Consider the following 25,208-nt stretch of genomic DNA (forward strand, 5'->3'; position numbering starts at 1 on the left):
GATTTCGGTGTGACCCGCGTTGGTGGTCATTCGAATGATGCGATACTTTCGCCCGAGCTGTATGTTAGCTCTGCCGGCGACCCCAACTCGCCCCCTCTCCGCCGCCGGTCAGGCCCGACCGCAAAATGGTACCCCGTGCCAAGGCGGTCGGGCCGCAGTGGCATCACCGTCTCACAGGTCGCGCGAAAGCGCGGGATCGTCACGGGCATGCTGTCCCGGTGGCGTGTGCAGTCCGGCGTAGCGCAGACGAAGCTTGTTCCTGTTGCGCTCACCGTTGGCACCCCAGCAGTGCCTTTTTGCGTGATCTCCTGCGGCCGCCGAACGGCATGATGGTCATCGTCTGACCGACGGCCGACGCATCTTCGCACCAGTCCGCAGCGCATGGCCCCGAGCACCGTTGCGAAGCGACGCCGTGGTTGGCGAGTGCCCGATGCATGGTATTGATGATGTCATTGCGCGTGCCGAGATCGCGCAGGACATGTTCCGCAACATCGGCAAGCACGAAGCGGCCCGGCTCGGTCTCTGAGGCGCTGCGAGTACATCCCTGGTCAGCGTCGGTTTCATTCCAAGATTCGACCTGAAACGAAATGTGCAAAACCGGCGTATGCTCTCGTTTTCGAAAATTTGGCGGTGAATGGCGAGGCTCTGCCACAAAGCCAGCTCGATCAAATAACGAGTTTTACCTATGCGCCTCAATTGAGTTTCAAGCCAGGTCGTGGCGCCTTTTATTTGACCTTTGAAATAACAGATCCACGTCTCCCTAATTCAAGTCCATTGAAAATTTTCCTCCAATGCCAATGATTTTCTTGGCAGCTTGAACTATTTCATTTGCTTTCTTGGATATTCGCGAGAAATAATGTTCGCACGCCTATCTATCGAGTGCCATTGGGGCTATACAGAAGCAGCGGCCGCCCATGCCGGCCCCAGAAAGAAGCTTCCCATGAAACTTCGGCCACTCCGCGACCGCATCGTCATTCGCCGCGCCGAAGGCGACACCAGATCCAAGGGCGGCATCGTCATTCCGGACACGTCACAAGAAAAGCCGCTGGAAGCCGAAGTGATCGCCGTCGGTTCGGGCGCGCGCGACGAAAGCGGCGCACTCATCGTGCCCGATGTCAAAGCCGGGGACTTTATCCTGTTAGGCAAATGGTCCGGCACCGAGGTCAAGATCGACCGCGAAGACCTTCTGATCATGAAGGAAGCCGACATCACGGGAACCATCGAGAAGACAGTGGCTGCCAAGAACGCCGCTTGACCGGTCTGCCTTCACGGCAACCGCCCACTCCAATTTTCGAACGGGATGAACAATCATGTCTGCCAAGGAAATCAAGTTTTCCACCGATGCCCGCGACCGCATGCTACGCGGCGTCGAACTCCTCAACAACGCCGTCAAGGTGACGCTCGGCCCCAAGGGTCGCAACGTCATCATCGACAAGGCGTATGGCGCGCCGCGCGTCACCAAGGATGGCGTGACGGTGGCCAAGGAGATCGAACTGACCGACAAGTTCGAGAACATGGGCGCTCAGATGGTGCGCGAAGTGGCCTCGAAGACCAACGACCTTGCCGGTGACGGCACCACCACCGCCACGGTGCTGGCCGCCTCGATCCTTCGCGAAGGCGCCAAGCTCGTCGCGGCCGGCATGAACCCGATGGACCTCAAGCGCGGCGTCGACCAGGCTATTGCCGCCGTGGTCAAGGAAGTCCAGAAGCTGTCCAAGAAGGTCAAGTCGTCGGCCGAGATCGCGCAGGTCGGCACCGTGGCCGCCAATGGCGACGCCACCGTCGGCGCCATGATCGCCAAGGCAATGGACAAGGTCGGCAATGACGGCGTCATCACCGTCGAGGAAGCCAAGACCGCCGACACCGAACTCGACGTCGTCGAGGGCATGCAGTTCGACCGCGGCTACCTCTCGCCCTATTTCGTCACCAATACCGACAAGATGCGCGCCGAACTGGAGGACCCATACGTCCTTATCCACGAAAAGAAACTCGGCAATCTGCAGGCGCTGCTGCCGATCCTCGAAGCCGTGGTGCAAAGCGGCAGGCCGCTGCTGATCATCTCGGAGGACGTCGAAGGCGAGGCGCTGGCGACGCTGGTCGTCAACAAGCTGCGCGGCGGCCTCAAGGTAACGGCCGTCAAGGCACCGGGCTTCGGCGACCGCCGCAAGGCCATGCTGGAAGACATCGCCGTGCTCACCTCGGGCCAGATGATTTCGGAGGATCTCGGCATCAAGCTCGAAAATGTCACCATCGAGATGCTCGGCCGCGCCAAGCGCGCGCTGATCGAGAAGGACACGACCACAATCGTCGACGGCGCCGGCACCAAGGCCACCATTCAGGCCCGCATCGCCCAGATCAGGAGGCAGATCGAGGAGACAACTTCCGATTATGACAAGGAAAAGCTGCAGGAGCGGCTGGCGAAGCTCGCCGGCGGCGTTGCGGTCATCCGCGTCGGCGGCGCCACCGAATCGGAAGTCAAGGAAAAGAAGGACCGTATCGACGACGCCCTGAACGCCACGCGCGCCGCCGTCGAAGAAGGCATCGTTCCGGGCGGCGGCGTGGCGTTGCTGCGCGCCAGGTCGGCGCTCAGCGGCCTGACCGGCGCCAACGCCGACATGACCGCCGGCATCGCTATCGTGCTCCGGGCACTCGAGGCGCCGCTCCGCCAGATCGCCGAGAATTCCGGCGTCGAAGGCTCGATCGTCGTCGGCAAGCTTACCGGCAGCAAAGACGCCAATCAGGGCTTTGATGCCCAGAACGAGACCTATGTCGACATGATCAAGGCCGGCATCGTCGACCCGGCCAAGGTAGTGCGCACGGCACTGCAGGATGCCGGTTCGATCGCCGCCCTGTTGATCACCGCCGAGGCCATGATCACCGACATTCCGGCCAAGGATGCCGCGCCTTCACCCGGCGGCGGCATGGGCGGAATGGGATACTGACACTTGGCCGTCAGGGGAAGTCCGGCTCAGGCTTTGCGCAGAGTGACCAGGAATTCATGGACCCTATTGCGAGGTTCCTCCTCTATATCGAGAAGGTGCTCGTCCCGACCCTGCGGTTCGGCGACATCGTCGTCATGGACAATCTCGGCTCGCACAAGGCAAGGCGGTGTGCCGCGCCATACGCGCCGTCGGCGCAAGGCTCCTCTTCCTGGCGAAATACTGGCGATCCCACTTGCGAAGCTTGGGGGAAAGCTCCGGCGTAGTGTTGAGGGGGATCGGCAGCTCATAGTTCGCGGTTTCGTGCGGCCTGGGGGAGCCAGATATTTTCAAGGAGAGGTCATTGGCGGGCCGCCTTGGTCCGGCGGCTATCTTTATCCACGTACATCGCCTCGTCCGCTTCTGCAATCAAAGCGTCGAGAGATTTCAACGTTTCCGTTGTTGGATTGTGGTGGGCGAAGCCCAGACTGAGGGCCAGTGCCGGCTCCCCCGCCGATTCGCGATTGTGATCCTCCACGGCGCTCGCGAGGCGGCGACGCAGAAGTTCGACGGCTTCTCCGTCGACGCCATCCGTCATCGCGATAAACTCGTCGCCGCCGATCCTGGCGATCACATCGGACACCCGGAAAACGGAACGCAGAACCCCTGCTGTCCTGATCAACGCCCGGTCGCCGACCTCATGGCCAAAACGATCATTGATGTGCTTCATGCCGTCCAGATCGACGAAAGTCACCACCAACCCCGTTCCGGTCCTGACGGCGCGCTTCACCACCTCTCTGGCGAGCGCTGCGAAGCCACGACGGTTGTGAAGGCCGGTAAGGTCGTCGACAAGCGACAGGTCCCTTATCTGCAGCACCATTCTATGGCGCTCCCGGGCATAGCGGATGGCGCGCACAATTTGCTGCCCGTCGATTTGCCCTTTGACGAGATAGTCCTGCGCACCGTCGCGAACCGCTTGAATCGCCGACCCTTCGTCGTTGAGGCCTGTCAGCACGATGACGGGGACGTCGGGGGCGGTCGCCTGAAACCGGCGAAGCGTATCCAAACCCGTACTGTCGGGGAGAGACAAATCGAGCAATACGAGATCGAAGCTCTGGTCGGCGAACTGCTCGAGGCCATGGGCCAACCGATTCACCTCAGAGATCACGAAGCTCGTGCCGCTGCCGTCCGCAAGCAGTTCCCGGATCAGCCGAGCATCACCGGGGTTGTCTTCGACGAGGAGTATGTTTAACGGGCTTTCGCTCAACTCGCATTACTCCGGCGGTAGCTTCACAATCGAGAGCCAGAAGTTCTCGATCCCGCGCACTACGCGTACGAATTCATCCAGGTCGACGGGCTTGGTGATGTAACAGTTGGCATGCAGGTTGTAGCTGGTCAGGATATCTTTCTCGGCCTGCGAAGTCGTCAGCACCGCAACCGGGATACGTCGCAAGTTTTCGTCCGCCTTGATTTCGGCCAGAACCTGACGGCCGTCCATACGGGGCAGATTGAGATCAAGCAGGATCAAGTCAGGACGTGGCGCGTCGGCGTAGCGTCCTTCTCGCCGTAGCATCGACATGGCCTCGACTCCGTCCTGCGCGACGTTGAGTTCATTGCGCACCTTTGCGTCTCGCAAGGCCTCGATCGTGAGCCGAGCGTCGCCTGGATTGTCTTCGACGAGGAGGATGTTGATGGCGCGTTCAGTCGAGGTGATGTTCATACCGGATCCATTTGAGGTGCCGAGGACGTTGCAGCCAACTTCCATGCCTGGCTGGTGTCCTCTATATCCCGGCAGGGAAGCGTAAAGAAGAAGGTCGAGCCACGGTTGACCTCAGACTCGACCCAAATTCGACCGCCGTGGCGTTCGACGACTTTCTTGCAAATGGCAAGACCGATGCCGGTCCCCGGATATTCGGCCCGTGTGTGCAAGCGCTTGAAAACAGCAAAAAGCTGTTCGATGTACTTGGCGTCAATCCCGATGCCATTGTCCGCGATGGAGAATACCCATTCCCCGCTGTCTCGCCGCGCCGCGATCTCAATTTCCGGGACGCGCTCGCCACAGAACTTGATGGCGTTGCCGATCAGGTTTTGGAACAGTTGAACCAACTGGAATCGATCGGCATCGATTTTCGGCAGGTCCGACTTTCGGATGATTGCGCCGCTCTCGGTCAGCGCTGCTTTGAGGTTCGTCAAGGCGCGCTCGACCACAAGATTGCAATCGATCGTCTCGAACGCACTGCCCTGCGTGCTGACACGCGAGTAGACCAGCAGGTCATTGATCAATGCCTGCATCCGTGCAGCGCCGTCCACGGCAAAATGGATGAATTCGTCGGCATCGGCGTCCAACCGACCCTTGTAACGTCTGCCAAGCAGTTGGGTATAACTTGCCACCATTCGCAGCGGCTCCTGCAAGTCATGCGAGGCGACGTAGGCGAAGCGCTCCAGCTCGATATTTGACCGCGCCAACTCACTTGCCCTCAGGTCAAGCTCGCGTGTCTTTTCCGCGACACGCTGCTCCAGGGTGGCAGCGTGCGCGCGCAGCTCCGATTCCCGGCCTTTGAGCGCGGTCGTCATTCGATTGAAGGCACGCGCCAAACGACCAAGCTCGTCGCTCGAGGACTCTCGCAGCACCACATCCCGCTCGCCAGCCTCGACTCGTCTGGCGCCCGCCTCGATGCGCCGAATAGGGTTGGTAATGGTTCGCGACAACAACCCCGACACTGCCGATGCGACGAGCAAAAGCAGGCCACCAGCGATCGCGAGGCTCTGGCCGAGTTGATAAACAGGGGCAAAGGCTTCGGCCTTGTCGAGCTTTGTGATGAGACACAAACCAAACTTCGGCATCCAGCGATAAACGGTGATCGCCGGAACGCCGCGGTAGTCATTCGAGAGATCCAGCCCATCATTGTGATCAAGGCAGAGCCGGGCCGCCACGCTTCGGTCCGAGGTTAGGGTGCTTGCATCGGCGTCGGTCAGCAGGCGCGGCCTGTTGACAAACTGCCTATGCGTGTCGATCAAGTATGCCTCGTCGGTCGCGCGCAGCCCCGCTCGTCGATCGACGGTGCTAGCCAAACTCTCTGTTCCGAGGCGGGCGACTACAACAGCAACAAGTGCACCGTTGCGGGCATGAAGCGGCGTGGACAAGAACGGCGACAAAAGGGTGAGGTTCCTTGATCGGTCCGGCACCAGGTAGAGGCCAGCGCGGATCTTGCCATTGGTGAAATAAGGCTCGCTCGCGCCCTGTCGACCACGATCGGTGGGATCCGTCGCCGTCAACACTCGGCCCGATTTCGGTTCCATCACAAAGAGGGCGACAAAGTCCTGGCCCTCTCCAGTGCGCGCCGCAAGATCGTCGCGGACGTCGGCCCAATTGTCAGGCGTCGCATCCGCAGGAAGATCGGCGAGCCTGGTGAAGTCGTCGACAATATGGGGCGATTCACTGAGCCCGCGCAGCTCGCTCAGCTGCCCGTCGAGCCATGACCCGATCGCGGCCTGTTTTTCCAGAGCTCGCGATTGGACCTCGGCAACAACGCTGCTCTCAAGCGCCGCCCTGCCCTGGTTGAAGGCCAGCCATCCGGTCGCACCGAGAAGAATTGCAGCGAAGAGCGCAAAAAGCAGGGTAAGCTTTTGTGAAATCCCAAGCTGCAAGAGCGGCAAGGCGTCTTGCGGATCTACATGCGGTCGCATGCTCATTCCGGACTCGGCCGCGCGCCGCGGCGAAGCCACAGCAAACCGATCCCCAACCAGGCGAGTGCCAGCGCAAGCAGGGCAGCGGGCAGCCAGATTTTCGCCGCCAATATATGCAGTCGGCTCGAAGTCGCTGCGCTGAACAGGTCGGCCTTGGACTGCGCGGAATACCTAGCCTGCCAGATACTAAAGTCTCCCATCGACTTCCCCGTGGCCGGATCGACGAAAAAGCTGTGGCCATTATCCGTCATATCGACGAGGGTACCTGAGACGGGCTCAACCCAAAGCAAACCTTCGCCGTCTGTCCCGACCCCGAAGCGCTCGGGTACGTCGGGAAAATAATCATAGGTCTTTGTCTCGTCGAGGTCCGCAATCGTGAAGCGGTACACTGCGAGCGCCAGACCATCGACCACCTCATTGCGATCGAAAGCCAAGTGTCGTGGACCACCATAATAGGGGTCCCAGACCTCATCAGCGACGTCCCTCAGCTGAGGCGGAAACATGAATTGCCCGCTGCGGCTAAGGTCGCCGTAGCCCGCCACATTCTGCCGGGTCTTGCGATCAACGCCGTAAAGGCCGGTGGTTTGATAGTTGACCTCACCGGTGTCAGTCGTCCAATCGATATGGCTCTGGACTATGGCAATGTCGCCGGTGGCGCTCAGCACTTGGTCGACACGACGGCCCTTCTGGTGAAACGCAGCAAAGGCCGCATCCGGGGCCTGCCGAAAGCGGCTATCCGATTCGAGTATGACGCTATTGGTATAGTCAGCCGGCAGCCTCTCGGAGGCTGGTCCAAGGGTCAATCGAACAATCGCCGCGGCAACGATCAAAAACGCTGGTGGCGCAAGGACCCACAGGAAAGGTATCAAGCGCCACGCCCGCGGCGCATTCACCATTGCCGATGCATGCGGAACACCAGGCCCCATCGTTGCCCCCTTGGCCCGCCAACGGCAATCGGATTGCGGCTCGGATCGCTCCTATGCCGACGAATATTCCACACGTGCGTTCAGTCTATCTGCGGGCGGTTCCACGCTAACTGCTTCCCACAGCGCGATCAAGATCTAGGACCTCTTGTCCCTTGCGATTGCCTCGTCTTACTCGCGGCATGGATAACCTTCTGCTTACGATTTCGCGCCCAAGCATCAGACGGTCCAGTGCAAAGGGCCTTCAGCCATGTTTTAGACCGTCCGCTCCTGTAGGGGCTGTCGGCGCGTTTCGAGATTATGCCGTCAAACCCTTCGTTCTCGATGGCGCGAAGGATCGTCGGCGCGTCGCCCTCAAAATGATCGCTGTATTGGATCTTGCCGACGCGAGGCTCAACCAATTGCCGCAGCGCTTGCTTGCGCTGCAGCAAGGGCAAGGGGGCAAGATTGCGACCGTCGAGATGGAGAATGTCGAACGCGACGAACACCAGCCGACTCGGCTCGTTCCAGATCGCGGCTTCCAGCGCAGGGGAATCGGGCGTACCCCGCTCGCCTGACACAATCACCTCGCCGTCGAGAATGGCAGCCCGGCACGGCAGGTCGACCGCCAGCGCGATGGGCCAGTATTTTGTCGTCCAATCACGGCCGTTCTTGCTGTAGAGACGCACGCGACCCTTATCGATGATGATCTGCGTCCGGTAGCCGTCGAGCTTGGCCTCGTGGACCCACCCCTCATCTTCGGGCGGCTGCTCGACAAGAGTTGGCATCTGCGGCGGAATGAACTCCAGCCGGTCGCCGTCCACCTTGTCACGCTTACCCAACTACGCCACCATCTTTGACGGATAGCGGTGGCGCGAGCGGCACAGGCGATCCGGTATCCCCCAACTTGGACACCTGCCGCCTGTGCCGAGCCCCCACTAAGCCATTTTGCGACGGAATGAACACCAGCCGGCCGCCCCCGGTCTTGGCGCGCTAACTCGATTACGCCACCATCCTTGACGGATAGCGGTGGCGCGATCGGCACAGGCGGTGCGATATTCCCCCCAACTTGGAAACCTGCCGCCTGTGCCGAGCCCCCGCTAAGTCATCGCGAACATCTACGAATAAGGTCGCATTGTCGTTGGCTGCGCATCCAAATACTTATCCGGGCGTACATATCTCGATATCGGCGCGGCATCTCTCCCAGGGCTTGTGCTATTTGGGGTGCCGTCAGCCCACGCAGTCGCCTTTTCCAATTACGGGATTGCCGCCCGGCACGCAGCAGAACTCCGGGCGGCATTCTGATGAAACGTCGCCGATCTCGACCGACACCGACGCCCTGCTCAGCGTCCAAGCGCCTTGAGCCAATTTTCAAAGGAAGAGGCCTTCTCGTGCTCGCCAAGCGAAACAGAGTGGGCGGGGCGCGGCAATACCATCGTCCTGCGACCTTCGCGGGGGCTGTAACCGAACTCCTTGCTGAACGCTCGGCTGAAGTTTGCCGCCGAACTGAACCCGAAGGCTTCGGCAATTTCGACAATGCGCCGGCTGTCCGCCGGATCGCTAAGCGCAAGGTGGGCTGCCATAAGGCGGCGACTTTGAATGTAATGGAGAACGCCGCCGCTCGGTTCGAACAACTGATAGAGGCGAGATCGCGAGACACCGAGCGCCCGGCACATTGAATCCGGTGTCAGACGAGCCGCGTCCAGATTGTTTTGGACGTATCGACGCGCTCGCTCCATTAGCGCGACGCTCGCCAGTTGTTCGGCCGCCGCGGCATGTTCCGCCGGAGGCGCAAGGCAGGCAATGATCATGCTGCGAGCTGCGTGGACGATGCGGGGCAGATCTTCCGCCGTGAGATCGCGCAATCTAGTCACGATGCTGTTGACGTAGTCGATCAGAAGATTGGCAAAGTTGCCGGACAGAATTGAATTGTTGTTTGCGTCGAGGGTCCCCGCCGCATCGGCGAACAAATCACGCGGCAAGTAGAGAAAGAGACTTTCGGATTCCGTTGTCCTGCCGCGGAACGGGTAGCCAAGAGATCTGAGCTCCAGTTTGCCGGGCTGGCCCTCAGCGACGCGGCGATCGACCTCCGTCCATGACCGGCCAGTATGTGGCAAGACGACATTCCAGTGATCGATCGAGCTGGACCGCAGCTTCGCGGCGGAACGCATATAACTGTGCGCCGGCGCGCGCTGTTCAACGATCAGCATGCCACCAAGATTCCAAGCCGTGTGGTCGGCGGGAAAGCCGTCGTCCGGCGATTTGTCATCCGGCAACTTGACCTCGACAAGCGGTGCCACATGCGCTTGCCAAGCCTTGAATTGATCCTCCGGTGCCAGCTTGAGCGTTGAAAAGGACAACGGTGCCAGCACCGACGCGAGTGGTGGAGCGGCCTCGTTGTGAGGTTGAGCGTCGCGCGGCCAACGACGTCGCTCACGCTCCGGTGCCTGCCCGGCATGCGCCTCGTTTTGCCTTCCAGCGTCCATCGCGCGTGGTGCCATATCCGATTCCGGTATGCCCCATGCCCTCGCAATCATGTGGTGTATCCGGGGCATCTGGCAAGCCTGTCGACTGCATCGGCGATCACGCTGGATTACACCAAGAAATGCATCCGGAGATAAGTTTCTGGATGTGAAGATAACGACACTCTTCAAACTCGCACGTATAGATTCCGGCATCGTGAAAGCGATGTTGAGGAGACCACGAAATGAACGAAAAGCTCACAGGAGAAGCTCGCCGCAAGATAATCCTTGATGGATACGTCAATAACGAACCATTGAAAGACATTGCGGCAAAGCTCGGATGCTCATTGGCGAGCTTGAAAGTGAGCGCCAGCAAGCTCGGTTGCACCAGAACACCAAAAGAGGCGGCGGACTTTCGCCGTGGCTTCCGCATACCGGAACACAAGCGGCAAGATTATTACCAGCTGATGACTTCCGGGCAATATAGATCTCGCGAGTGCGCGCAGATTTTGGGGATACTGACAACGCAATCCCGAGTTTCAGAGTAATCTTGTCACGATACTATTGACGATATTATCGCTCAAGCCTCAGTGACAAAAGCCCGCCGCAAAGCATGGAAGGCGGGCCTGAAAGGTTCGCTCAATGCTGCGTCGCCATCTTAACAGCACCTGTCTTAGCCCTCTCGATCTGGCTGTTTGCGAACGCGTGTTCAATCAGGTCTGCGCGGATGAACGGCTCGATCCTTTGGACCCGGACACCGAAATTTTGGCGGTGATGGTTGTGGCCGTTTATCGAAACGCTCACACCGGCGAGCGCGAACTGCTGGAGGCGGTCAGATCCCTCCGGCAAAAAAACGCGGGATCCGACCATTAGTACAGGTCGCTCAAAATGCTCTGCGGCGCCTTGATTCAGATCCTGGACAGGATTGCCCATCCAAGTCGAAGACGCGTAATTGACGACGTCGAAGCCAAGGAAGCGCTGCCGCGATTTCGCGGCGGTTTCCTACCGGATGTCCCAGGAACTGCGCGGAACGGACAAAGCAGGGCGGCAGCCCGGCCCTATTCGGGCCGATGCCGCGTAAAAGTCCACTCGCCGCGCCAGTCGCGGCGTTCCGATCTTACGAAATACTGGCTCGGCTCCTAACGCCTCAAGGCGAAGACGTTGTCCACAGACGCGCCACCCAGCGGCAGCGCCATATCGTCGTCGAGCAGGCGGGTGATGCGGGCAAAGCCGACAAAGGCCTTTCTCGCTTCCTCGGCCGACATCTTGCCCGACATAGCTGCCGCACAGCAATTAAGGGCGCATTGATATACCGGGCCGCGTCTTCCCGTTGGCCACTTCCGCAGGAACACCATCGCCTCGGAGACGCTATCGACTTCCTCCACAGGGTGTCCCTGCCCACGCGCAATTCGCACTGGGGTAAAGAAATGCAACCGATCCATAGTTAACCTCCCGGTCGACCGCAGCGCAGTCGAACCCCAATAAACGCACGTCTCGCGAATCAGTTCCAAACAAATTTGGTTGCCGACGGAAAAAGTTCGCAACCGGCTGGTCAGCGCCCGGCCTTGCACGAGGCGCCGTCGCAACTCAGTTCCGATGCTGGCCGTAGAGGCAGCCATAACGGCGATTCTCATTGAATGTCTTTAAGGCGAAAGCCGGCAAATGGGTTGCTTGCCGGTTCCCCCGCGTCAGGCTTAACCTCTGTGGTTAAACGCGTGAGGGCGCGTTTTGCAAAAAGGGGAACACTTGCAATGACCATTCAAGGCGCATCGCCTGACCTCTATAATGAGGATCTGGCTCCGGCAACGGTCAGGAACTGGGGACCGTTTTCGATCTTCAACGTCTGGACCTCGGATGTCCACAGCCTCTGGGGCTACTACCTGGCAGCCAGCCTTTTCCTGTTCTGCGGCGGCTTCGTCAACTTCGTCATCGCCATCGGCATCGGATCGCTGATCATCTACGCGCTGATGAACATGGTCGGCTATGCCGGCGTGAAGACCGGCGTGCCCTACCCCGTGCTTGCCCGCGCCTCCTTCGGCATCTGGGGCGCCAACGTCCCGGCGCTGGTGCGCGCGATCGTCGCCTGCTTCTGGTATGGCGCCCAGACGGCCGCGGCATCAGGCGCAATCGTTGCGCTGCTGACGCGCCTGCAATGGTTCGACGAGTTCAACAAGAGCTCGCATCTTCTGGGACATTCGACCCTGGAGGTGATCTGCTTCGTCGTCATTTGGGCGCTGCAGCTGCTGATCATCCAGAAGGGCATGGAGACCGTGCGCCGCTTCCAGGACTGGGCCGGCCCGGCGGTGTGGATCATGATGCTGATCCTGGCCATCTATCTTTGCGTGAAATCGGGCACTTTCGCTTTTACCAGCGACATTCCGATGGATGTGCTGCTGGAGAAGACCAAGGACGCCGGCGTTCCGGGTGAGCCCGGTTCATGGACCGCGCTGTTCGCGGTGGCGGCGATCTGGGTGACCTATTTCTCGGCGCTCTACCTCAACTTCTGCGATTTCGCCCGCTACGCGCCCGACACTGCAGCGCTGCGCAAGGGCAATATCTGGGGCCTGCCGGTCAACCTCATCCTGTTCTCGCTCGTTGCCGGCGTCACCACCATTGCCGCCTATGACGTCTACCACGAGGTGCTGCTCCATCCCGACCAGATCTCGGCCAAGTTCGACAGCTGGTTCCTGGCCGCTCTCGCCGCGCTGACCTTCGCCGTGGCCACGCTCGGCATCAATGTCGTGGCGAATTTCGTCTCGCCGGCCTTCGACTTCTCCAACGTCTTCCCGCGCCAGATCGACTTCAAGAAGGGCGGCTACATCGCAGCGCTGATCGCGCTTGTGCTTTATCCCTTCGCGCCGTGGGAAGGCAGTGCCGCTTCCTTCGTCAACATCATCGGCGCGACGATGGGGCCGATCTTCGGAGTGATGATGGTCGACTATTACCTGATCCGCAAAAGCGAGGTCGATGTCGAAGCGCTCTACCGCGAGGAAGGCGAATTCCGCTTCCAGAGCGGCTGGCACGTCAACGCCTTCATCGCCGCCGGCACCGGCGCGATCTTCTCCTCGATCCTGCCGAACTTCACCAACTGGCTGCCATCCTGGTGGGGCGTCTATGGCTGGTTCTTCGGCGTAGCGATCGCGGGCGCCGTCTACTACGTCCTGCGCACCATGGCGCTCGGCGCGGGTGCCAAGATGGCGAAAGCCTGAAACAAGGCAGTGGGCAGTAGGGATTAGGCAATAGAAAACGCCACCTACTGCCTACTGCCTACTGCCTACTGCCTACTGCCTACTGCCTACTGCCTACTGCCTACCATCTCCGCCAGCCGCCGCACCGTGTTCCAGTTGCGCGACGTACCGACGCCAAAGCGCTTGTGATTGGCGGCGGCGAGCAGCCGCGAGCGCGGCCGCTCGCGCGAGAAGACAAGCCAGATATCGCCGTCGACCCAAAGTACTTTCTCATTGTCAGCGGCATAGGCCTGGAGCGCTTGGACGGCATCCGCGAGCAGCGGCTCTCGCATCACGCGCACCGCAACCTGATCGGCCGCGTCGACCGATTCGCCCGGAAACGGATTGCCTGCAGCAAGCTTCATCCAGTCCTGGGCGCCGCGCACGATAATGTCGACATGGCGGCCGAAGGTCTTCTCAAAGGCCTTTTCCAGCCGCTGCTCGAGCTTTGAAACGTCACCAGCCCGTGCCTCGAACACCAGATTGCCGGTCGCCACCAGCGTGCGGACATTCTTCAGCCCGAGACCTTCCGCCATGGCCTTGAGATCGGCCATGACCACACGCCGCCCTTCGCCCAAGATTATGCTGTAGAGCAGCGCGACATAGGTTTGCATGACCCGGTCCGACCGCCGGGCCTAGACCAGCCTGCTCTGATCGACCGCCGCCGAGATAAAGCTCGCGAACAGCGGATGCGGGTCGAGCGGGCGGCTCTTCAGTTCGGGGTGATACTGCACGCCGATGAACCAGGGATGGTCGGGATATTCGACCGTCTCCGGCAGCACGCCGTCGGGCGACATGCCGGCAAAGACCAGGCCGCAATCCTCGAGCCGCTGCTTGTAGTCGATGTTGACTTCGTAGCGGTGCCGATGGCGCTCGGAAATCTGCGTGTCGCCATAGATATCCGCGATCTTCGAGCCTTTGGCGAGTTCGGCCTGGTAGGCGCCGAGCCGCATCGTGCCGCCGAGATCGCCGGCGGCCCTGCGCTTCTCCAGCATGTTGCCCTTCAGCCATTCGGTCATCAGGCCGACGACCGGCTCATTGGTCGGGCCGAACTCGGTCGACGACGCATGGTCGACACCGGCCAGCGAGCGCGCCGCCTCGATGCAGGCCATCTGCATGCCGAAGCAGATGCCGAAGTAGGGCACCTTGCGCTCGCGCGCGAACTTCGCCGCCAGGATCTTGCCTTCCGAGCCGCGCTCGCCAAAGCCGCCGGGAACGAGAATGCCGTGCACCTTCTCCAGCCAAGGGGCCGGATCCTCCTTCTCGAAGATCTCGCTTTCGATCCAGTCGAGCTTGACCTTGACGCGGTTGGCCAGCCCGCCATGCGACAGCGCCTCGATCAGCGATTTATAGGCGTCCTTGAGCCCGGTGTATTTGCCCACGATGGCGATCGTCACCTCGCCTTCCGGATTGTGGATGCGGGTGGACAGCGCCTGCCAGGGCTCCATGCGCGGCTTCGGCGCCGGATCGATGCCGAAGGCGGCCAGCACTTCCGAATCCAGCCCTTCCTTGTGATAGGCCATCGGCACGTCGTAGATGTGCGGCACGTCGAGCGCCTGGATGACAGCGCTTTCGCGCACGTTGCAGAACAGCGACAGCTTCCTGCGCTCCTCCTTCGGGATCGGCCGGTCGGCGCGCACCAGCAGGATGTCGGGCGCAATACCGATGCCGCGCAATTCCTTGACCGAATGCTGTGTCGGCTTGGTCTTCAGTTCGCCGGCCGTCGGGATGTAGGGCATCAGCGTCAGATGCACATAGACCGCGTTGTTGCGCGGCAGGTCGTTGCCGAGCTGGCGAATCGCTTCCAGGAACGGCATTGCCTCGATGTCGCCGACCGTGCCGCCGATCTCGCACAGCACGAAGTCGTAGTCTTCATTGCCGTCGAGCACGAAATGCTTGATCTCGTCGGTGACGTGCGGGATCACCTGCACGGTCGCGCCGAGATAGTCGCCGCGCCGCTCGCGCTCGATGATGTTCTTGTAAATGCGGCCGGTGGTGATGTTGTCCTGCTGGTTTGCCGAACGCCCGGTGAAGCGCTCGTAATGGCCGAGATCGAGATCGGTCTCGGCCCCGTCATCGGTCACGAACACTTCGCCATGCTGGTACGGCGACATCGTTCCGGGGTCGACATTCAGGTAAGGGTCGAGCTTTTTGATCCGCGCGCGATAGCCTCGCGCCTGCAGAAGAGCCCCAAGAGCTGCTGCGGCGATGCCTTTTCCGAGTGAGGAAACCACGCCGCCTGTGATGAAAACATATCGCGCCATGGGAGTCATCGCTTAACGCGGCCTGATTGATTCCGCCAGAGAAAAAACCGCCGCGAAGGCTTTTTCCCAAAATGGCGCCGATGCTCGTGAGGAGCCTTTCCGGAAAGCATGTCGCCCAAAAGTGTGGAGCGGCTTTGGGAGAACGACATCCATCAAAGCAAAGACTCGAAAAACAAAAGGACCGGCGGCGCCGGCCCTTTCGGCAGTTTGATTGAAAGCGTCAGATAACAACAACCAGTCGTTATATGATAACGACCTTGGTGCCGATCCTGACGCGGCTGTAAAGGTCCATGACGTGCTCGTTGATCATGCGGAAGCAGCCATTGGAAGCGCTGGTTCCGATCGACTGCGGCGCGATGGTGCCGTGGATGCGCAGATGCGTGTCCTTCCTACCGTCATAGAGGTAGATGGCGCGCGCGCCGAGCGGGTTCTCGCCGCCGCCGGCCATGCCGTCCTTGTACTGGCCGTAATGCTTCGGCTCGCGCTTCTGCATATCGAGTGTCGGGATCCAGCGCGGCCATTCCTGCTTGTCGCCGACCGCCACGGTGCCCTTGAACTGCAGGCCTTCGCGACCGACCGCGATGGCATAGCGCCGGGCCGTCGAAAAGCTCTCGACGAGGTAAAGGCGACGAGCGCTGGTATCGATGACGATGGTGCCCGGCTCATAGCCCGAAAACGAGACATCCTGCGGCACGAATTCCGGCTTCACCTTGAACGGCCGCTTTGCGTCCTTCCTGGCGAGCGCCGAATCAAGCGCGCGGGTCTCGGGCAGATAGCTGATCGAAGACACCGACTGACCGCCAAACAGACCGGCAAACAGGCCGCCGCTGCTGCTCGTCTGTTTTTGCCCGGGCTGCTCGCTGCGCAGCTCACCAGTATTGCCGGTGGCCGTGACGTTCATCGCCTCAGCCGGGATCGGTTCATCGGTCTGGATCGGCGCGAACGAAGCCAAGGGCTCGAGCGGCGCGATGATATTGGTGGTCTTCTTCACCGGCCTGGCATCGGCCACTTCGACTGACGCTGCCGAACCCTTCTTGGAGAGCCATTCCTGACGCGCAGCGTCGGCCTTGGCCTTGGCTGCCTCGCGCATCGCCATCTTGCGAGCCTCGAGCGCCTTGTCCTTGGCGGCTTCCTTGTCGGCCGCGATCTTGGCCTCGAGCTTGCTGATCTGCGCGAGATCGTCCGAGGTCGGATTTTTCTTCTTCTTGAGAAGCTTCAGCTGCGATGCGTCGCTCTTGGCTGCGACATTGATGGCGTCAGTCTTCTCGAATGACGGTGATGTGGCCAGATTTGCCGGTCCGGCAAGGGCCGCGGAACCCATGCCGAGGACGGCACAGACTCCCAAAATGATGAAGCTGCGAAGCTGCATGGCGAAGATCCGATCGTTCAGTGCGAGTTGCCCACGGCGTCGCCCGGCGCCCCCCAAGGACGCCGAAATGTGCCGCGCGCAATCTATAATCGATTAGCCGTCATCGCCTCAAGCTGAGGCAGGCGCCACGCCCGGTTGAATCTTCGTGATCAGGCGCGCATTTGCCGCGACTGTGTTCAAAGAACAACAGATCGCGGCCTCGGTGCTTGTCCGGCTACTGGTTCGGAACCTGCGGGGTGACCGGCAAGGTGACGCCGTTGGCTGCCGGCGGCGTGGTCGGATTCGCAGGTGCCGGCGCTGCCGGAGCCGGAGCGGTGGTGCCATTGGCAAGCGGCGTGGTGGTCGTCGTGGCGCCCGACGGGGCCGCGGGAGCCGTGCCGCCGGCCGGAGCCGCGGGCTTAGAGGTGCCAACCGGTCCATTGGAACCGGGCAGTTGGTTGAGCACGCCGTTGCCCGAGGTCGACGTCGCCGGACGGTCGAGAATGTCGATCGGCTTTTCGCCGTAACGGGCAATGATCGACAGCGCCAGCGATGTCACGAAGAAGGCCGCCGCCAGGATTGCGGTGGCGCGGGTCAGCGCGTTGGCGGCGCCGCGCGCCGTCATGAAACCGGAACCGCCGCCGATGCCCAGGCCGCCGCCTTCGGAGCGCTGCAGCAGCACCACGCCGACAAGGGCGAGCACGACCATAAGGTGGATGACGATCAGTACGGTTTCCATAATTTATCCTGGCGAGGCCTTGCGCGACCGCGCATACGACCGGTGTTTTGGAGGCGGCTCCTTACAATGCTTTGACGGCATTTCCAAGCCCGTGGCCGGGAATATGGGAAGCAATGCGGCCATTACAACGATTTATGCCGCATGAGCCTAAGCGATGTTCATGTAAGCTTCCGCGATGGCCAGGAAGTCGGCCGCCTTCAGGCTGGCGCCGCCGACCAGGGCGCCGTCGACATTCTCGACGCCAAGCAGTTCCACCGCGTTGGAAGGCTTGACCGAGCCGCCATAAAGAATGCGCATCCTGGCCGCGGCATCGCCGAGCATTCCGGTCAGCTTGCGGCGGATATGCGCATGCGCCTCCGCGACGTCGGCTGCGGTCGGGGTCAGGCCGGTGCCGATGGCCCAGACCGGCTCATAGGCGACGATCGTGTTCGTTGCGGTAGCGCTTGTCGGAACGGAGCCTTCGAGCTGGCGCGCCAATATATCGAGCGTTGCGCCCGCCTCGCGTTCGGCACGCGTCTCGCCGATGCAGATGATGGCCACCAGCCCTGCCCGCCATGCGGCCGATGCCTTGGCAAGCACCATCGCATCGTCCTCACCGAACAGTTCGCGGCGTTCGGAGTGGCCGACGATGACGTGGCTCGCGCCGGCATCCTTGAGCATCTCGGCCGAAATCTCGCCCGTAAAGGCGCCGCTCTCCTTGGCATGGCAATCCTCTCCGCCGGCGCGCACCGGCGTGCGCGACAGAATCTCGGCGGCGCGCTGGAGCAAAGTCGCCGGCACGCACACCACGGCTTCGGTCTCCGCATCGAGCCCGCTCATGAACCCGTTGCCGATCGACCGTAGTTCGGCGAGAGAGGCGCTGGTGCCATTCATTTTCCAGTTGCCGGCGACAAGCGGGCGGATTCCAGGGGTCATGGGGCGCGTTCTCCGAGCGACATTAAGCAGCGCCCTCACTACCAAAATCGGGTCACAAAGCAATCGACAGTGGACCGGAAGGGCGCTATTGCGCTTGTTTCAAACTCGGCGCATGCGAAAATGCGCAAAACTCGGAAGTATGCATGCTTGGTATATTGAGAAGTGCGGCGGGCACCTGGGTCGCGAAGGCGTTGCTGTCCTTGCTGGTGGTCAGTTTCCTAGCCTGGGGCGCGACCACGCGCATGGTGGGTGGCGTGCTGGGCGGCCATCACGCGGTGATCACGGCCGGCGGCACGGAAGTCTCGATCAACGAGTACCGCCTCGCTTATGATCGCCAGGTCAGCCTGCTGTCGCAGCAATATGGCCAGCGAGTCACCCAGGAACAGGCCAAGCTGCTCGGCGTCGACAACCAGGTGCTGTCGCAGCTCGTTTCGGGCGCCGTCCTCGACGAACAGGCGCGCAAGCTCGGGCTTGGCCTTTCCAAGGATCGGCTGGCCGAACTGACGCGCGAGGATCCGGCCTTCAAGGGCCCCGGCGGCCAATTCGATCGCCGGACCTTCGAGTATCTCCTGCACCAGCTCGGCATGCGGCCGGAGGACTATCTCAAGAACCGCTCGCAGGTGGCTGTGCGCCAGCAGATCGTCGAGGCGATTTCCGACGGCCTGAAGGTTCCGCAGACGTTCCTGAAGGCGGTCTCTCTCTATCGCGGCGAGGACCGCACGATCGACTATCTCGTGCTGCCCAAGACGCTGGTGCAACCGATCGAGGCGCCGTCCGACAGCGCTCTCAACACCTATTTCGACGCCAACAAGAAGAACTACGCCGCGCCGGAGTACCGCAAGTTCTCCTATGCCCGGCTGGAGCCGCAGGACATCATGGATCCGTCCGCGGTGACCGACAGCCAGGTCAGCGACGACTACAACAAGAATGTCGCGCGCTACACGACGCCCGAGACCCGCACCATCGAACAGCTGGTGTTCAAGACGCCGGATGCGGCCAAGGCGGCCTACGATTCGCTGAAGGCAGGCGCCACTTTCGACAAGCTCGTCACCGCTGAAGGCAAGACGCAGGCCGACACGCTGCTCGGCACGCTGGCCAAGGACAAGATCGCCGACAAGGCGGTGGCCGATGCCGCCTTCTCGCTCAATGCCAACGAGGTGAGCCAGGTCGTCCAGGGCGCCTTCGGTCCCGTGCTCTTGCGTGTCACCGAGATCAAGCCGCAGGTGGTAAAGCCGCTTTCGGAAGTGTCCAGCCAGATCCGCAAGGACCTGGCGCTCGGCGAAGCAAGCCGCATCCTGCTCGACGTGCATGACAGCTACGAGGACACCCGGGCCTCGGGCGCTTCGCTTGCCCAGGCCGCCGAAAAGCTGAAGCTCAAGGTCGTCACCATCGACGCCATCGACCGTACCGGCCAGCGGCCGGACGGCACGATCGTCAACGACCTGCCGGAATCGGCCGAGCTGATCAAATCGGTGTTCGCGGCGGAGCCCAATACCGAGAATGAGGGCCTGACCACCGCCGACAACGGTTTCGTCTTCTACGAGGTGCAGTCGGTCACGCCGGCGCGCGACCGCACGCTGGATGAGGTCCGCAAGAAGGTCGCGGCCGACTGGACGGAGGCCGAGACCGACAAGAGGCTCGATGCGAAGGCTGAGGAGCTGGAGAAGCGCCTCAAGGCCGGCACCACCCTCGACGTCATCGCCGGCGAGCTCAAGCTCGACAAACAGACCAAGCGCGGCCTGAAGCGCGAAGCCGACGATGCCGATTTCGGCAAGGAAGGTGCTGCGGCCATGTTCGGCGTCGGCGAAGGCGGCACCGGTCTGATCCCCTCGCCCACCGGCGACGGCCAGATCCTGTTCAAGGTCGCCGAGGTCTTCGAGCCGGCGGGCGCCGATGGCAGCGCGGTGCCGGATGAGGCGCAGAAATCCTTCGGCGCCGGCATGTCCGACGACCTGCTCGACCAGTTGGTGGCGCAGCTGCAGTCGCAATATAGCGTTCGCATCGATCCGAACGCCGTTTCGCAAGCACAGACACGATGAGCGCGCTGAAGACCCATATCGCCAAGGTCGCCACCGGCACCGCGCTGTCTTTCGAGGAGGCCCGCGAGGCCTTCGACATCATCATGTCGGGCGATGCGACGCCCGGTCAGATCGGCGGCTTCCTGATGGCGCTGCGCGTGCGCGGCGAGACGGTGGGCGAGATATCCGGCGCGGTCGCCACGATGCGCGCCAAGATGCTGCGCGTCGAGGCGCCGCACGGCGCCATCGACATTGTCGGCACCGGCGGCGACAATTCGCATTCGGTCAACATCTCCACCGCTTCGGCCTTCGTCATCGCCGCCGCCGGCGTGCCGGTCGCCAAGCATGGCAATCGCGGCCTGTCCTCGCTCACAGGTTCGGCCGATGTGCTGACGGCGCTGGGCGTCAAGATCGACATCCCGCCGGAAATGATCGGCCGCTGCATCCATGAGACCGGCGTCGGCTTCATGTTTGCGCCGGCGCATCATCCGGCCATGAAGCATGTCGGGCCGACCCGCGTCGAGCTCGGCACGCGCACCATCTTCAACCTGCTCGGACCGCTGTCGAACCCCGCTGGTGTCAGCCGCCAGATGGTGGGCGTCTTCCTGCCGGAGTGGATCATGCCGGTGGCCGAGACGCTCAAGGCGCTGGGCGCCGATCATGCCTGGGTCGTCCATGGCGATGGCTATGACGAGATCACCACGACGGGCGAGACCCAGGTGGCGGAACTTGCCGGCGGCGAGATCCGCAGCTTCACGCTGACGCCGGAGGCCGTCGGGCTGAAGCGGCACAGCAAGGAGGACCTGCGTGGCGGCGATGCGGCCTACAATGCCAAGGAACTGCGCGATATGCTGGGCGGAGCCGCCGGTGCTTATCGCGACACGGTGCTGATGAATGCCGGCGCCGGGCTGGTCGTGGCCGGCAAGGTGACGACGCTTGCCGACGGTATCGCGGCGGCGGCGCAGGCGATCGACAGCGGCCGCGCGCTTGCGGTGCTGGACAAGCTGGTCGAGATTTCGAACGGATAAGGCTTTGTCGGACATCCTGCGCAAGATCGAAGCCTATAAGCTCGAAGAAATAGCGGCGGCAAAGGCGCGTGTGCCTCTGGCCGAAATCAAGGCGCGTGCGAAGGACGCGGACGCGCCGCGCGGCTTTCTCGCGGCGCTGGAGGCAAAGCGCAGGTCTGGCACCTTCGCGCTGATCGCCGAGATCAAGAAAGCCAGTCCCTCGAAGGGCCTGATCCGTGCCGATTTCGATCCGCCGGCGCTCGCCAGGGCCTATCAGAAGGGCGGCGCTGCCTGCCTTTCGGTGCTGACCGACGCCCCCTCATTCCAGGGTGCGCCGGAATTCCTGACGGCCGCGCGCGCAGCGGTGCGCCTGCCGGCTCTGCGCAAGGATTTCCTTTTCGACACCTACCAGGTCTACGAAGCACGAGCCTGGGGCGCAGACGCCATCCTGATCATTATGGCAAGCGTGGATGATGCCCTGGCGAGCGAATTGGAAGCTATCGCCTTCGAACTCGGGATGGACGCTCTGATCGAGGTGCATGACGAGGCCGAAACGGAGCGCGCGCTAAAACTGTCGTCGCAGCTGATCGGTATCAACAACCGCAATCTGCGGACCTTCGAGACCAGCCTTGAGACTTCTGAGCGGCTGGCGCCGATCGTCCCGGGCGGCTACCTGCTGGTGGGCGAGAGCGGCATCTTCATCCACGACGATTGCCTCAGGATGCAGAAGACCGGCATCGGTACCTTCCTGGTCGGCGAGAGCCTGATGCGGCAGGCCGATGTGGCTGCCGCGACCGAGCTGCTGCTGACGGGCAAGGCGCCGGCCAATGCATCGGCCCGAAAATCGACTCCGATTTTCGGAGAGCACGATGCATAGATTCAAAGTGTTAGAGCGTACTTTGTGCGTCCAAGTGGACGCACGTCGCTCTATGGCCGTTTGAGGATGCCTGCCCTCACTCATCTCGGCGCCAAGGGCGAAGCCAACATGGTCGATGTCGGCGACAAGGCCGAGACGACCCGCACGGCAATCGCCGAAGGCTTTGTCTCGATGCGGCCCGAAACGCTGGAGATGATTCTCGCCGGCGACGCCAAGAAAGGCGACGTGTTGGGCACTGCCCGTATCGCCGGCATCATGGCGGCGAAGAAGACGCATGAACTGATCCCGCTTTGCCATCCGCTGCTTCTGACCAAGGTCGCCGTCGAGATCGAGCCGGACCACACGCTGCCCGGCCTCAAGGTCACGGCGCTCGCTCGCGTCACCGGCAAGACCGGCGTGGAGATGGAGGCGCTGACCGCCGCATCGGTCGCCTGCCTTACCATCTACGACATGGCCAAGGCGGTTGATCGCGGCATGGCGATTTCCGGTATCCGGCTTGTCGAGAAGACCGGCGGCAAGTCGGGCGACTACAAGGCGGCCCCGTGATGGCACTGGTCCCGGTCGCCGAAGCGCTTGAACGCCTGCTCGACGGCGCGGCGCCATTGCCGGGCGAAAGCATTCCGCTGGCGGAAGCGGCCGGACGGGTCCTGGCGGAGCCGGTGGTGGCGCTGCGCACGCAGCCGCCTTTCAATGCCTCCGCGATGGATGGCTATGCCGCGCGTTCCACCGATGTTGCTTCGGTGCCGGCGCAGCTCGAGGTGATAGGCATGGCGCCTGCCGGCCGCGGCTTCCCCGGAACCGTCGGGAAGGGCCAGGCTGTTCGGATATTTACCGGTGCGCCGCTGCCTGAAGGCGCCGACACCATCGTCATCCAGGAAAACGTCCGTGACCTTGGCAACCGCAAGATCGAGGTGACGGAGCCGACCGCGCAAGGACGCAATATCCGCCGCCGCGGGCTCGACTTCGGCCAGGGCGATGTGTTGCTCGAAAAGGGTCGCGCGCTCGATGCGGCAGCGCTTTCGCTGGCGGCGTCGGCCAACCACCCGAGCCTGAGCGTCGTGCGTCAGCCGCTGGTCGCGATCATCGCGACAGGCGACGAACTGCTGCCGCCTGGCAGCACGCTCGGCCCCGACCAGATCATTTCGTCCAATGCCTATGGCGTTGCCGCCGCCGCACAGTCGGTCGGCGCGCGCGCCCTCGATCTCGGCATCGCCGCCGACCGCCGGGAGGCAATCGCCGCGCTGGTCAGGAAAGCGGTCGATGCCGGCGCCGACGTCATCGTCACGCTCGGCGGCGCCTCGGTCGGCGATCACGACCTGATCCATGACGTGCTCACTAGCGAAGGCATGAAGCTCGACTTCTGGAAGATCGCCATGCGCCCCGGCAAACCGCTGATGTTCGGCCGGCTTGGCAATGTCCGCTGCGTCGGCCTGCCCGGCAATCCGGTGGCAAGCATCGTCTGCTCGCAATTGTTCCTGAAGCCGCTCCTTGCCCGGCTCGGCGGCCGTGATCACAGGCAGGACCTGCGAACCGCCCGGCTGGGCGCCGCGATGCAGGCCAACGATTTCAGGCAGGACTATGTTCGCGCCGTGGTGCGCGATGACGCCGGCACACTGGTCGCAACCCCGTTCGGCATCCAGGACTCCTCGATGCTACGGATGCTCGCCGACGCCAACGGCCTGATCGTGCGCGAGCCCTTCGCGCCCGCTGCCGAAGCCGGCGGCGAATGCAACGTGCTTATGCTGCGCTGAACAGACGTCAACGAAGTCGATCGCTAATACGTCGACGAAGTCGATCGTTAATGCGTCGACAAAGTCGATCGCTCATACGGCGACGACGTCGATCTTAAACCCTATTCGTCGACCAACCTGCGGGTCAGGGCATGGTCCGGATCGGCGAGACCATCGACAACGTTGAAATGATGCCGGTCCGGCTCGACCACTGAACCCGTCGCAGCGCCGAGGCCGGTCCAGATATTGGCCAGCAACGCGCTCTGGCGCAGGAATTCCGAACGCTCGCCGCCGCCGGCCCAACAGGTGATACGCGCTCGCTGCCGAGGCCGCAGCAGCGCCGGGCTTTCGCTCAACGCTTCCCGCTCATCGATGTGCAGGGTCTCGTTCAGCGCGGTGAACATCAGCGGTCGCAGGTCGTGCAGGCCTGAAATCGAAACGACCTGGCGTATACGCCGCGCCACATCGGATGCCAGCGGTGACGTCGTGGTCGCCATGCGACTGGCAAGATGTCCACCGGCCGAGTGCCCGGTCAGCATCAGCGGGCCATCGACCATCGCCGCCGCCTTCTCGATCGCGGCCGCGACTTCATCGACAATGCCGCTGATCCTGATCTGAGGACAAAGCGTGTAGGAGGGCATGGCGACGGCAAATCCGCGTCCGACCGCGCCTCCGGCCAGATGCGACCACGAGCTCCTGTCCGACTCCATCCAGTAGCCGCCGTGGATGAACACCACGAGCCCCCTTGGCGCTGCAGGCGGGAGAAAGAGATCGAACCGGTTGCGCGGCGCCTCGCCATAGACGATGTCGAGCCTCGCCCTGCCCTTCGCCAGCAGCTTTTCGCGAAAAGCTTGAGCCGGGCCATCCCAGGCCGCCGGCCAACGGTCGCCGCTGGCGATGTTCGCGCCGTTGGCGTAGGCGTTGTCCCAGTCCGAAATGCTGTGCTCGAGCATCGCTCCTCCAGGAACGCACTGTTTCTTCACCACCAATGGTCGCCATGGACCGGCACGTCAATGCACCGAGGCAAAACATTTTAGGCTTGAAACAAATTTGGGCCGATGCGATCCTCGCTGACGAACAGCCGACAATGGGAGGTCTGCTGAACAGCCCAAAC

General features: G+C 62.1%; 24 protein-coding genes and 1 pseudogene. 11 read left to right on the top strand and 14 right to left on the bottom strand.

Annotated elements, in window-relative coordinates; translation table 11 throughout:
* Positions 1–268 precede the first annotated feature (268 nt).
* Positions 269–475, bottom strand: coding sequence for a hypothetical protein (locus RFM98_RS26695; RefSeq protein WP_320311662.1), 207 nt, complete (start codon positions 473–475; stop codon positions 269–271).
* 465 nt (positions 476–940) lie between these two features.
* Here RFM98_RS26695 and RFM98_RS26700 point away from each other — a divergent pair, with 465 nt between their 5' ends.
* The 3 genes and pseudogenes from RFM98_RS26700 to RFM98_RS26710 all read left to right on the top strand — a co-directional run.
* Complete coding sequence (locus tag RFM98_RS26700; protein ID WP_320311663.1) at positions 941–1,255, top strand: co-chaperone GroES; 315 nt, start codon at positions 941–943, stop codon at positions 1,253–1,255.
* A 55-nt stretch (positions 1,256–1,310) separates the two neighbouring features.
* Positions 1,311–2,942, top strand: a complete 1,632-nt coding sequence (groL, locus tag RFM98_RS26705) for a chaperonin GroEL (protein ID WP_320311599.1) — start codon at positions 1,311–1,313, stop codon at positions 2,940–2,942.
* Between the two features lie 71 nt (positions 2,943–3,013).
* Positions 3,014–3,162: pseudogene (locus tag RFM98_RS26710) on the top strand (IS630 family transposase); the annotation flags it as partial.
* A gap of 117 nt (positions 3,163–3,279) precedes the next feature.
* Here RFM98_RS26710 and RFM98_RS26715 read toward each other — a convergent pair.
* The 6 genes from RFM98_RS26715 to RFM98_RS26740 all read right to left on the bottom strand — a co-directional run bounded on the left by RFM98_RS26715 (position 3,280) and on the right by RFM98_RS26740 (position 9,993).
* Positions 3,280–4,185, bottom strand: coding sequence for a GGDEF domain-containing protein (locus tag RFM98_RS26715; protein WP_320311600.1), 906 nt, complete (start codon positions 4,183–4,185; stop codon positions 3,280–3,282).
* Positions 4,186–4,191: 6 nt separating this feature from the next.
* Positions 4,192–4,638, bottom strand: a complete 447-nt coding sequence (locus tag RFM98_RS26720) for a response regulator (RefSeq protein ID WP_320215911.1) — start codon at positions 4,636–4,638, stop codon at positions 4,192–4,194.
* A complete protein-coding gene (locus RFM98_RS26725) occupies positions 4,635–6,611 on the bottom strand; it encodes a sensor histidine kinase (protein ID WP_320311601.1) in 1,977 nt (658 codons plus the stop codon). Before RFM98_RS26725 ends, RFM98_RS26720 begins: the two co-directional genes overlap by 4 nt.
* Positions 6,608–7,531, bottom strand: a complete 924-nt coding sequence (locus RFM98_RS26730; protein ID WP_320311602.1) for a porin PorA family protein — start codon at positions 7,529–7,531, stop codon at positions 6,608–6,610. Before RFM98_RS26730 ends, RFM98_RS26725 begins: the two co-directional genes overlap by 4 nt.
* Positions 7,532–7,659: 128 nt before the next feature.
* Positions 7,660–8,349: an ATP-dependent DNA ligase gene (locus tag RFM98_RS26735; protein ID WP_320311603.1), complete on the bottom strand. Its 690-nt coding sequence runs from the start codon at positions 8,347–8,349 to the stop codon at positions 7,660–7,662.
* A 501-nt stretch (positions 8,350–8,850) separates the two neighbouring features.
* Entirely contained in the window at positions 8,851–9,993 is a 1,143-nt protein-coding gene (locus tag RFM98_RS26740; protein WP_430682353.1) for a helix-turn-helix domain-containing protein, read from the bottom strand.
* A gap of 221 nt (positions 9,994–10,214) precedes the next feature.
* Between RFM98_RS26740 and RFM98_RS26745 the strand changes: the two genes are divergently transcribed.
* Entirely contained in the window at positions 10,215–10,517 is a 303-nt protein-coding gene (locus RFM98_RS26745) for a hypothetical protein (RefSeq protein ID WP_320311605.1), read from the top strand.
* A 94-nt stretch (positions 10,518–10,611) separates the two neighbouring features.
* Positions 10,612–10,842, top strand: coding sequence for a hypothetical protein (locus tag RFM98_RS26750; protein ID WP_320311606.1), 231 nt, complete (start codon positions 10,612–10,614; stop codon positions 10,840–10,842).
* A gap of 266 nt (positions 10,843–11,108) precedes the next feature.
* On the opposite strand, the gene RFM98_RS26755 is transcribed toward RFM98_RS26750, so the two are convergent.
* Positions 11,109–11,411, bottom strand: coding sequence for a DUF982 domain-containing protein (locus tag RFM98_RS26755; RefSeq protein ID WP_320311607.1), 303 nt, complete (start codon positions 11,409–11,411; stop codon positions 11,109–11,111).
* A 309-nt stretch (positions 11,412–11,720) separates the two neighbouring features.
* Between RFM98_RS26755 and RFM98_RS26760 the strand changes: the two genes are divergently transcribed.
* Positions 11,721–13,178 (top strand): NCS1 family nucleobase:cation symporter-1, encoded by a 1,458-nt coding sequence (locus tag RFM98_RS26760; RefSeq protein ID WP_320311608.1) that lies wholly within the window; start codon positions 11,721–11,723, stop codon positions 13,176–13,178.
* Positions 13,179–13,264: 86 nt separating this feature from the next.
* On the opposite strand, the gene RFM98_RS26765 is transcribed toward RFM98_RS26760, so the two are convergent.
* The 5 genes from RFM98_RS26765 to tpiA form a co-directional block, all read right to left on the bottom strand.
* Positions 13,265–13,810, bottom strand: a complete 546-nt coding sequence (locus RFM98_RS26765) for a DUF1697 domain-containing protein (RefSeq protein ID WP_320311609.1) — start codon at positions 13,808–13,810, stop codon at positions 13,265–13,267.
* Between the two features lie 21 nt (positions 13,811–13,831).
* The gene (pyrG, locus tag RFM98_RS26770) at positions 13,832–15,469 is read right to left on the bottom strand and encodes a CTP synthase (protein ID WP_320311610.1); all 1,638 of its coding nucleotides are present in this window, start codon (positions 15,467–15,469) and stop codon (positions 13,832–13,834) included.
* 232 nt (positions 15,470–15,701) lie between these two features.
* Positions 15,702–16,829, bottom strand: a complete 1,128-nt coding sequence (locus tag RFM98_RS26775; RefSeq protein ID WP_320311611.1) for a L,D-transpeptidase — start codon at positions 16,827–16,829, stop codon at positions 15,702–15,704.
* Between the two features lie 214 nt (positions 16,830–17,043).
* Positions 17,044–17,547, bottom strand: coding sequence for a preprotein translocase subunit SecG (secG, locus tag RFM98_RS26780; RefSeq protein ID WP_320311612.1), 504 nt, complete (start codon positions 17,545–17,547; stop codon positions 17,044–17,046).
* Between the two features lie 147 nt (positions 17,548–17,694).
* Positions 17,695–18,462, bottom strand: a complete 768-nt coding sequence (gene tpiA / locus RFM98_RS26785; protein ID WP_320311613.1) for a triose-phosphate isomerase — start codon at positions 18,460–18,462, stop codon at positions 17,695–17,697.
* 143 nt (positions 18,463–18,605) lie between these two features.
* Here tpiA and RFM98_RS26790 point away from each other — a divergent pair, with 143 nt between their 5' ends.
* The 5 genes from RFM98_RS26790 to RFM98_RS26810 all read left to right on the top strand — a co-directional run bounded on the left by RFM98_RS26790 (position 18,606) and on the right by RFM98_RS26810 (position 24,115).
* Positions 18,606–20,501 carry a peptidylprolyl isomerase gene (locus RFM98_RS26790; protein WP_320311614.1) on the top strand — a complete coding sequence of 632 codons (1,896 nt, stop codon included), beginning with the start codon at positions 18,606–18,608 and terminating at the stop codon, positions 20,499–20,501.
* The gene (gene trpD, locus RFM98_RS26795; protein ID WP_320311615.1) at positions 20,498–21,508 is read left to right on the top strand and encodes an anthranilate phosphoribosyltransferase; all 1,011 of its coding nucleotides are present in this window, start codon (positions 20,498–20,500) and stop codon (positions 21,506–21,508) included. Before RFM98_RS26790 ends, trpD begins: the two co-directional genes overlap by 4 nt.
* Before the next feature lie 4 nt (positions 21,509–21,512).
* On the top strand, positions 21,513–22,364 hold the full coding sequence (gene trpC / locus RFM98_RS26800; RefSeq protein ID WP_320311616.1) for an indole-3-glycerol phosphate synthase TrpC: 852 nt from the start codon (positions 21,513–21,515) through the stop codon (positions 22,362–22,364).
* A gap of 66 nt (positions 22,365–22,430) precedes the next feature.
* Complete coding sequence (moaC, locus tag RFM98_RS26805; RefSeq protein ID WP_320311617.1) at positions 22,431–22,910, top strand: cyclic pyranopterin monophosphate synthase MoaC; 480 nt, start codon at positions 22,431–22,433, stop codon at positions 22,908–22,910.
* Entirely contained in the window at positions 22,910–24,115 is a 1,206-nt protein-coding gene (locus tag RFM98_RS26810) for a molybdopterin molybdotransferase MoeA (protein ID WP_320311618.1), read from the top strand. The genes moaC and RFM98_RS26810 overlap by 1 nt, the downstream gene beginning before the upstream one ends.
* A gap of 101 nt (positions 24,116–24,216) precedes the next feature.
* Here RFM98_RS26810 and RFM98_RS26815 read toward each other — a convergent pair whose 3' ends face one another.
* Positions 24,217–25,047 (bottom strand): hormone-sensitive lipase, encoded by an 831-nt coding sequence (locus RFM98_RS26815; RefSeq protein WP_320311619.1) that lies wholly within the window; start codon positions 25,045–25,047, stop codon positions 24,217–24,219.
* Positions 25,048–25,208: the final 161 nt, after the last annotated feature.

Origin of the sequence: Mesorhizobium australafricanum (genome assembly GCF_033977265.1) — a bacterium.
GTDB classification, from domain to species: domain Bacteria; phylum Pseudomonadota; class Alphaproteobacteria; order Rhizobiales; family Rhizobiaceae; genus Mesorhizobium; species Mesorhizobium australafricanum.

Coding starts and splice junctions, on each gene's coding strand:
- RFM98_RS26720 (WP_320215911.1), bottom strand. CDS start 4,638: ATGAACATCACCTCGACTGAACGCGCCATCAACATCCTCCTCGTCGAA.
- trpD (WP_320311615.1), top strand. CDS start 20,498: ATGAGCGCGCTGAAGACCCATATCGCCAAGGTCGCCACCGGCACCGCG.
- pyrG (WP_320311610.1), bottom strand. CDS start 15,469: ATGACTCCCATGGCGCGATATGTTTTCATCACAGGCGGCGTGGTTTCC.
- RFM98_RS26745 (WP_320311605.1), top strand. CDS start 10,215: ATGAACGAAAAGCTCACAGGAGAAGCTCGCCGCAAGATAATCCTTGAT.
- RFM98_RS26775 (WP_320311611.1), bottom strand. CDS start 16,829: ATGCAGCTTCGCAGCTTCATCATTTTGGGAGTCTGTGCCGTCCTCGGC.
- secG (WP_320311612.1), bottom strand. CDS start 17,547: ATGGAAACCGTACTGATCGTCATCCACCTTATGGTCGTGCTCGCCCTT.
- RFM98_RS26815 (WP_320311619.1), bottom strand. CDS start 25,047: ATGCTCGAGCACAGCATTTCGGACTGGGACAACGCCTACGCCAACGGC.
- moaC (WP_320311617.1), top strand. CDS start 22,431: ATGCCTGCCCTCACTCATCTCGGCGCCAAGGGCGAAGCCAACATGGTC.
- RFM98_RS26700 (WP_320311663.1), top strand. CDS start 941: ATGAAACTTCGGCCACTCCGCGACCGCATCGTCATTCGCCGCGCCGAA.
- RFM98_RS26725 (WP_320311601.1), bottom strand. CDS start 6,611: ATGAGCATGCGACCGCATGTAGATCCGCAAGACGCCTTGCCGCTCTTG.
- RFM98_RS26740 (WP_430682353.1), bottom strand. CDS start 9,993: ATGGACGCTGGAAGGCAAAACGAGGCGCATGCCGGGCAGGCACCGGAG.
- tpiA (WP_320311613.1), bottom strand. CDS start 18,462: ATGACCCCTGGAATCCGCCCGCTTGTCGCCGGCAACTGGAAAATGAAT.
- groL (WP_320311599.1), top strand. CDS start 1,311: ATGTCTGCCAAGGAAATCAAGTTTTCCACCGATGCCCGCGACCGCATG.
- RFM98_RS26810 (WP_320311618.1), top strand. CDS start 22,910: ATGGCACTGGTCCCGGTCGCCGAAGCGCTTGAACGCCTGCTCGACGGC.
- RFM98_RS26760 (WP_320311608.1), top strand. CDS start 11,721: ATGACCATTCAAGGCGCATCGCCTGACCTCTATAATGAGGATCTGGCT.
- RFM98_RS26750 (WP_320311606.1), top strand. CDS start 10,612: ATGCTGCGTCGCCATCTTAACAGCACCTGTCTTAGCCCTCTCGATCTG.
- RFM98_RS26765 (WP_320311609.1), bottom strand. CDS start 13,810: ATGCAAACCTATGTCGCGCTGCTCTACAGCATAATCTTGGGCGAAGGG.
- RFM98_RS26755 (WP_320311607.1), bottom strand. CDS start 11,411: ATGGATCGGTTGCATTTCTTTACCCCAGTGCGAATTGCGCGTGGGCAG.
- RFM98_RS26730 (WP_320311602.1), bottom strand. CDS start 7,531: ATGGGGCCTGGTGTTCCGCATGCATCGGCAATGGTGAATGCGCCGCGG.
- RFM98_RS26790 (WP_320311614.1), top strand. CDS start 18,606: ATGCTTGGTATATTGAGAAGTGCGGCGGGCACCTGGGTCGCGAAGGCG.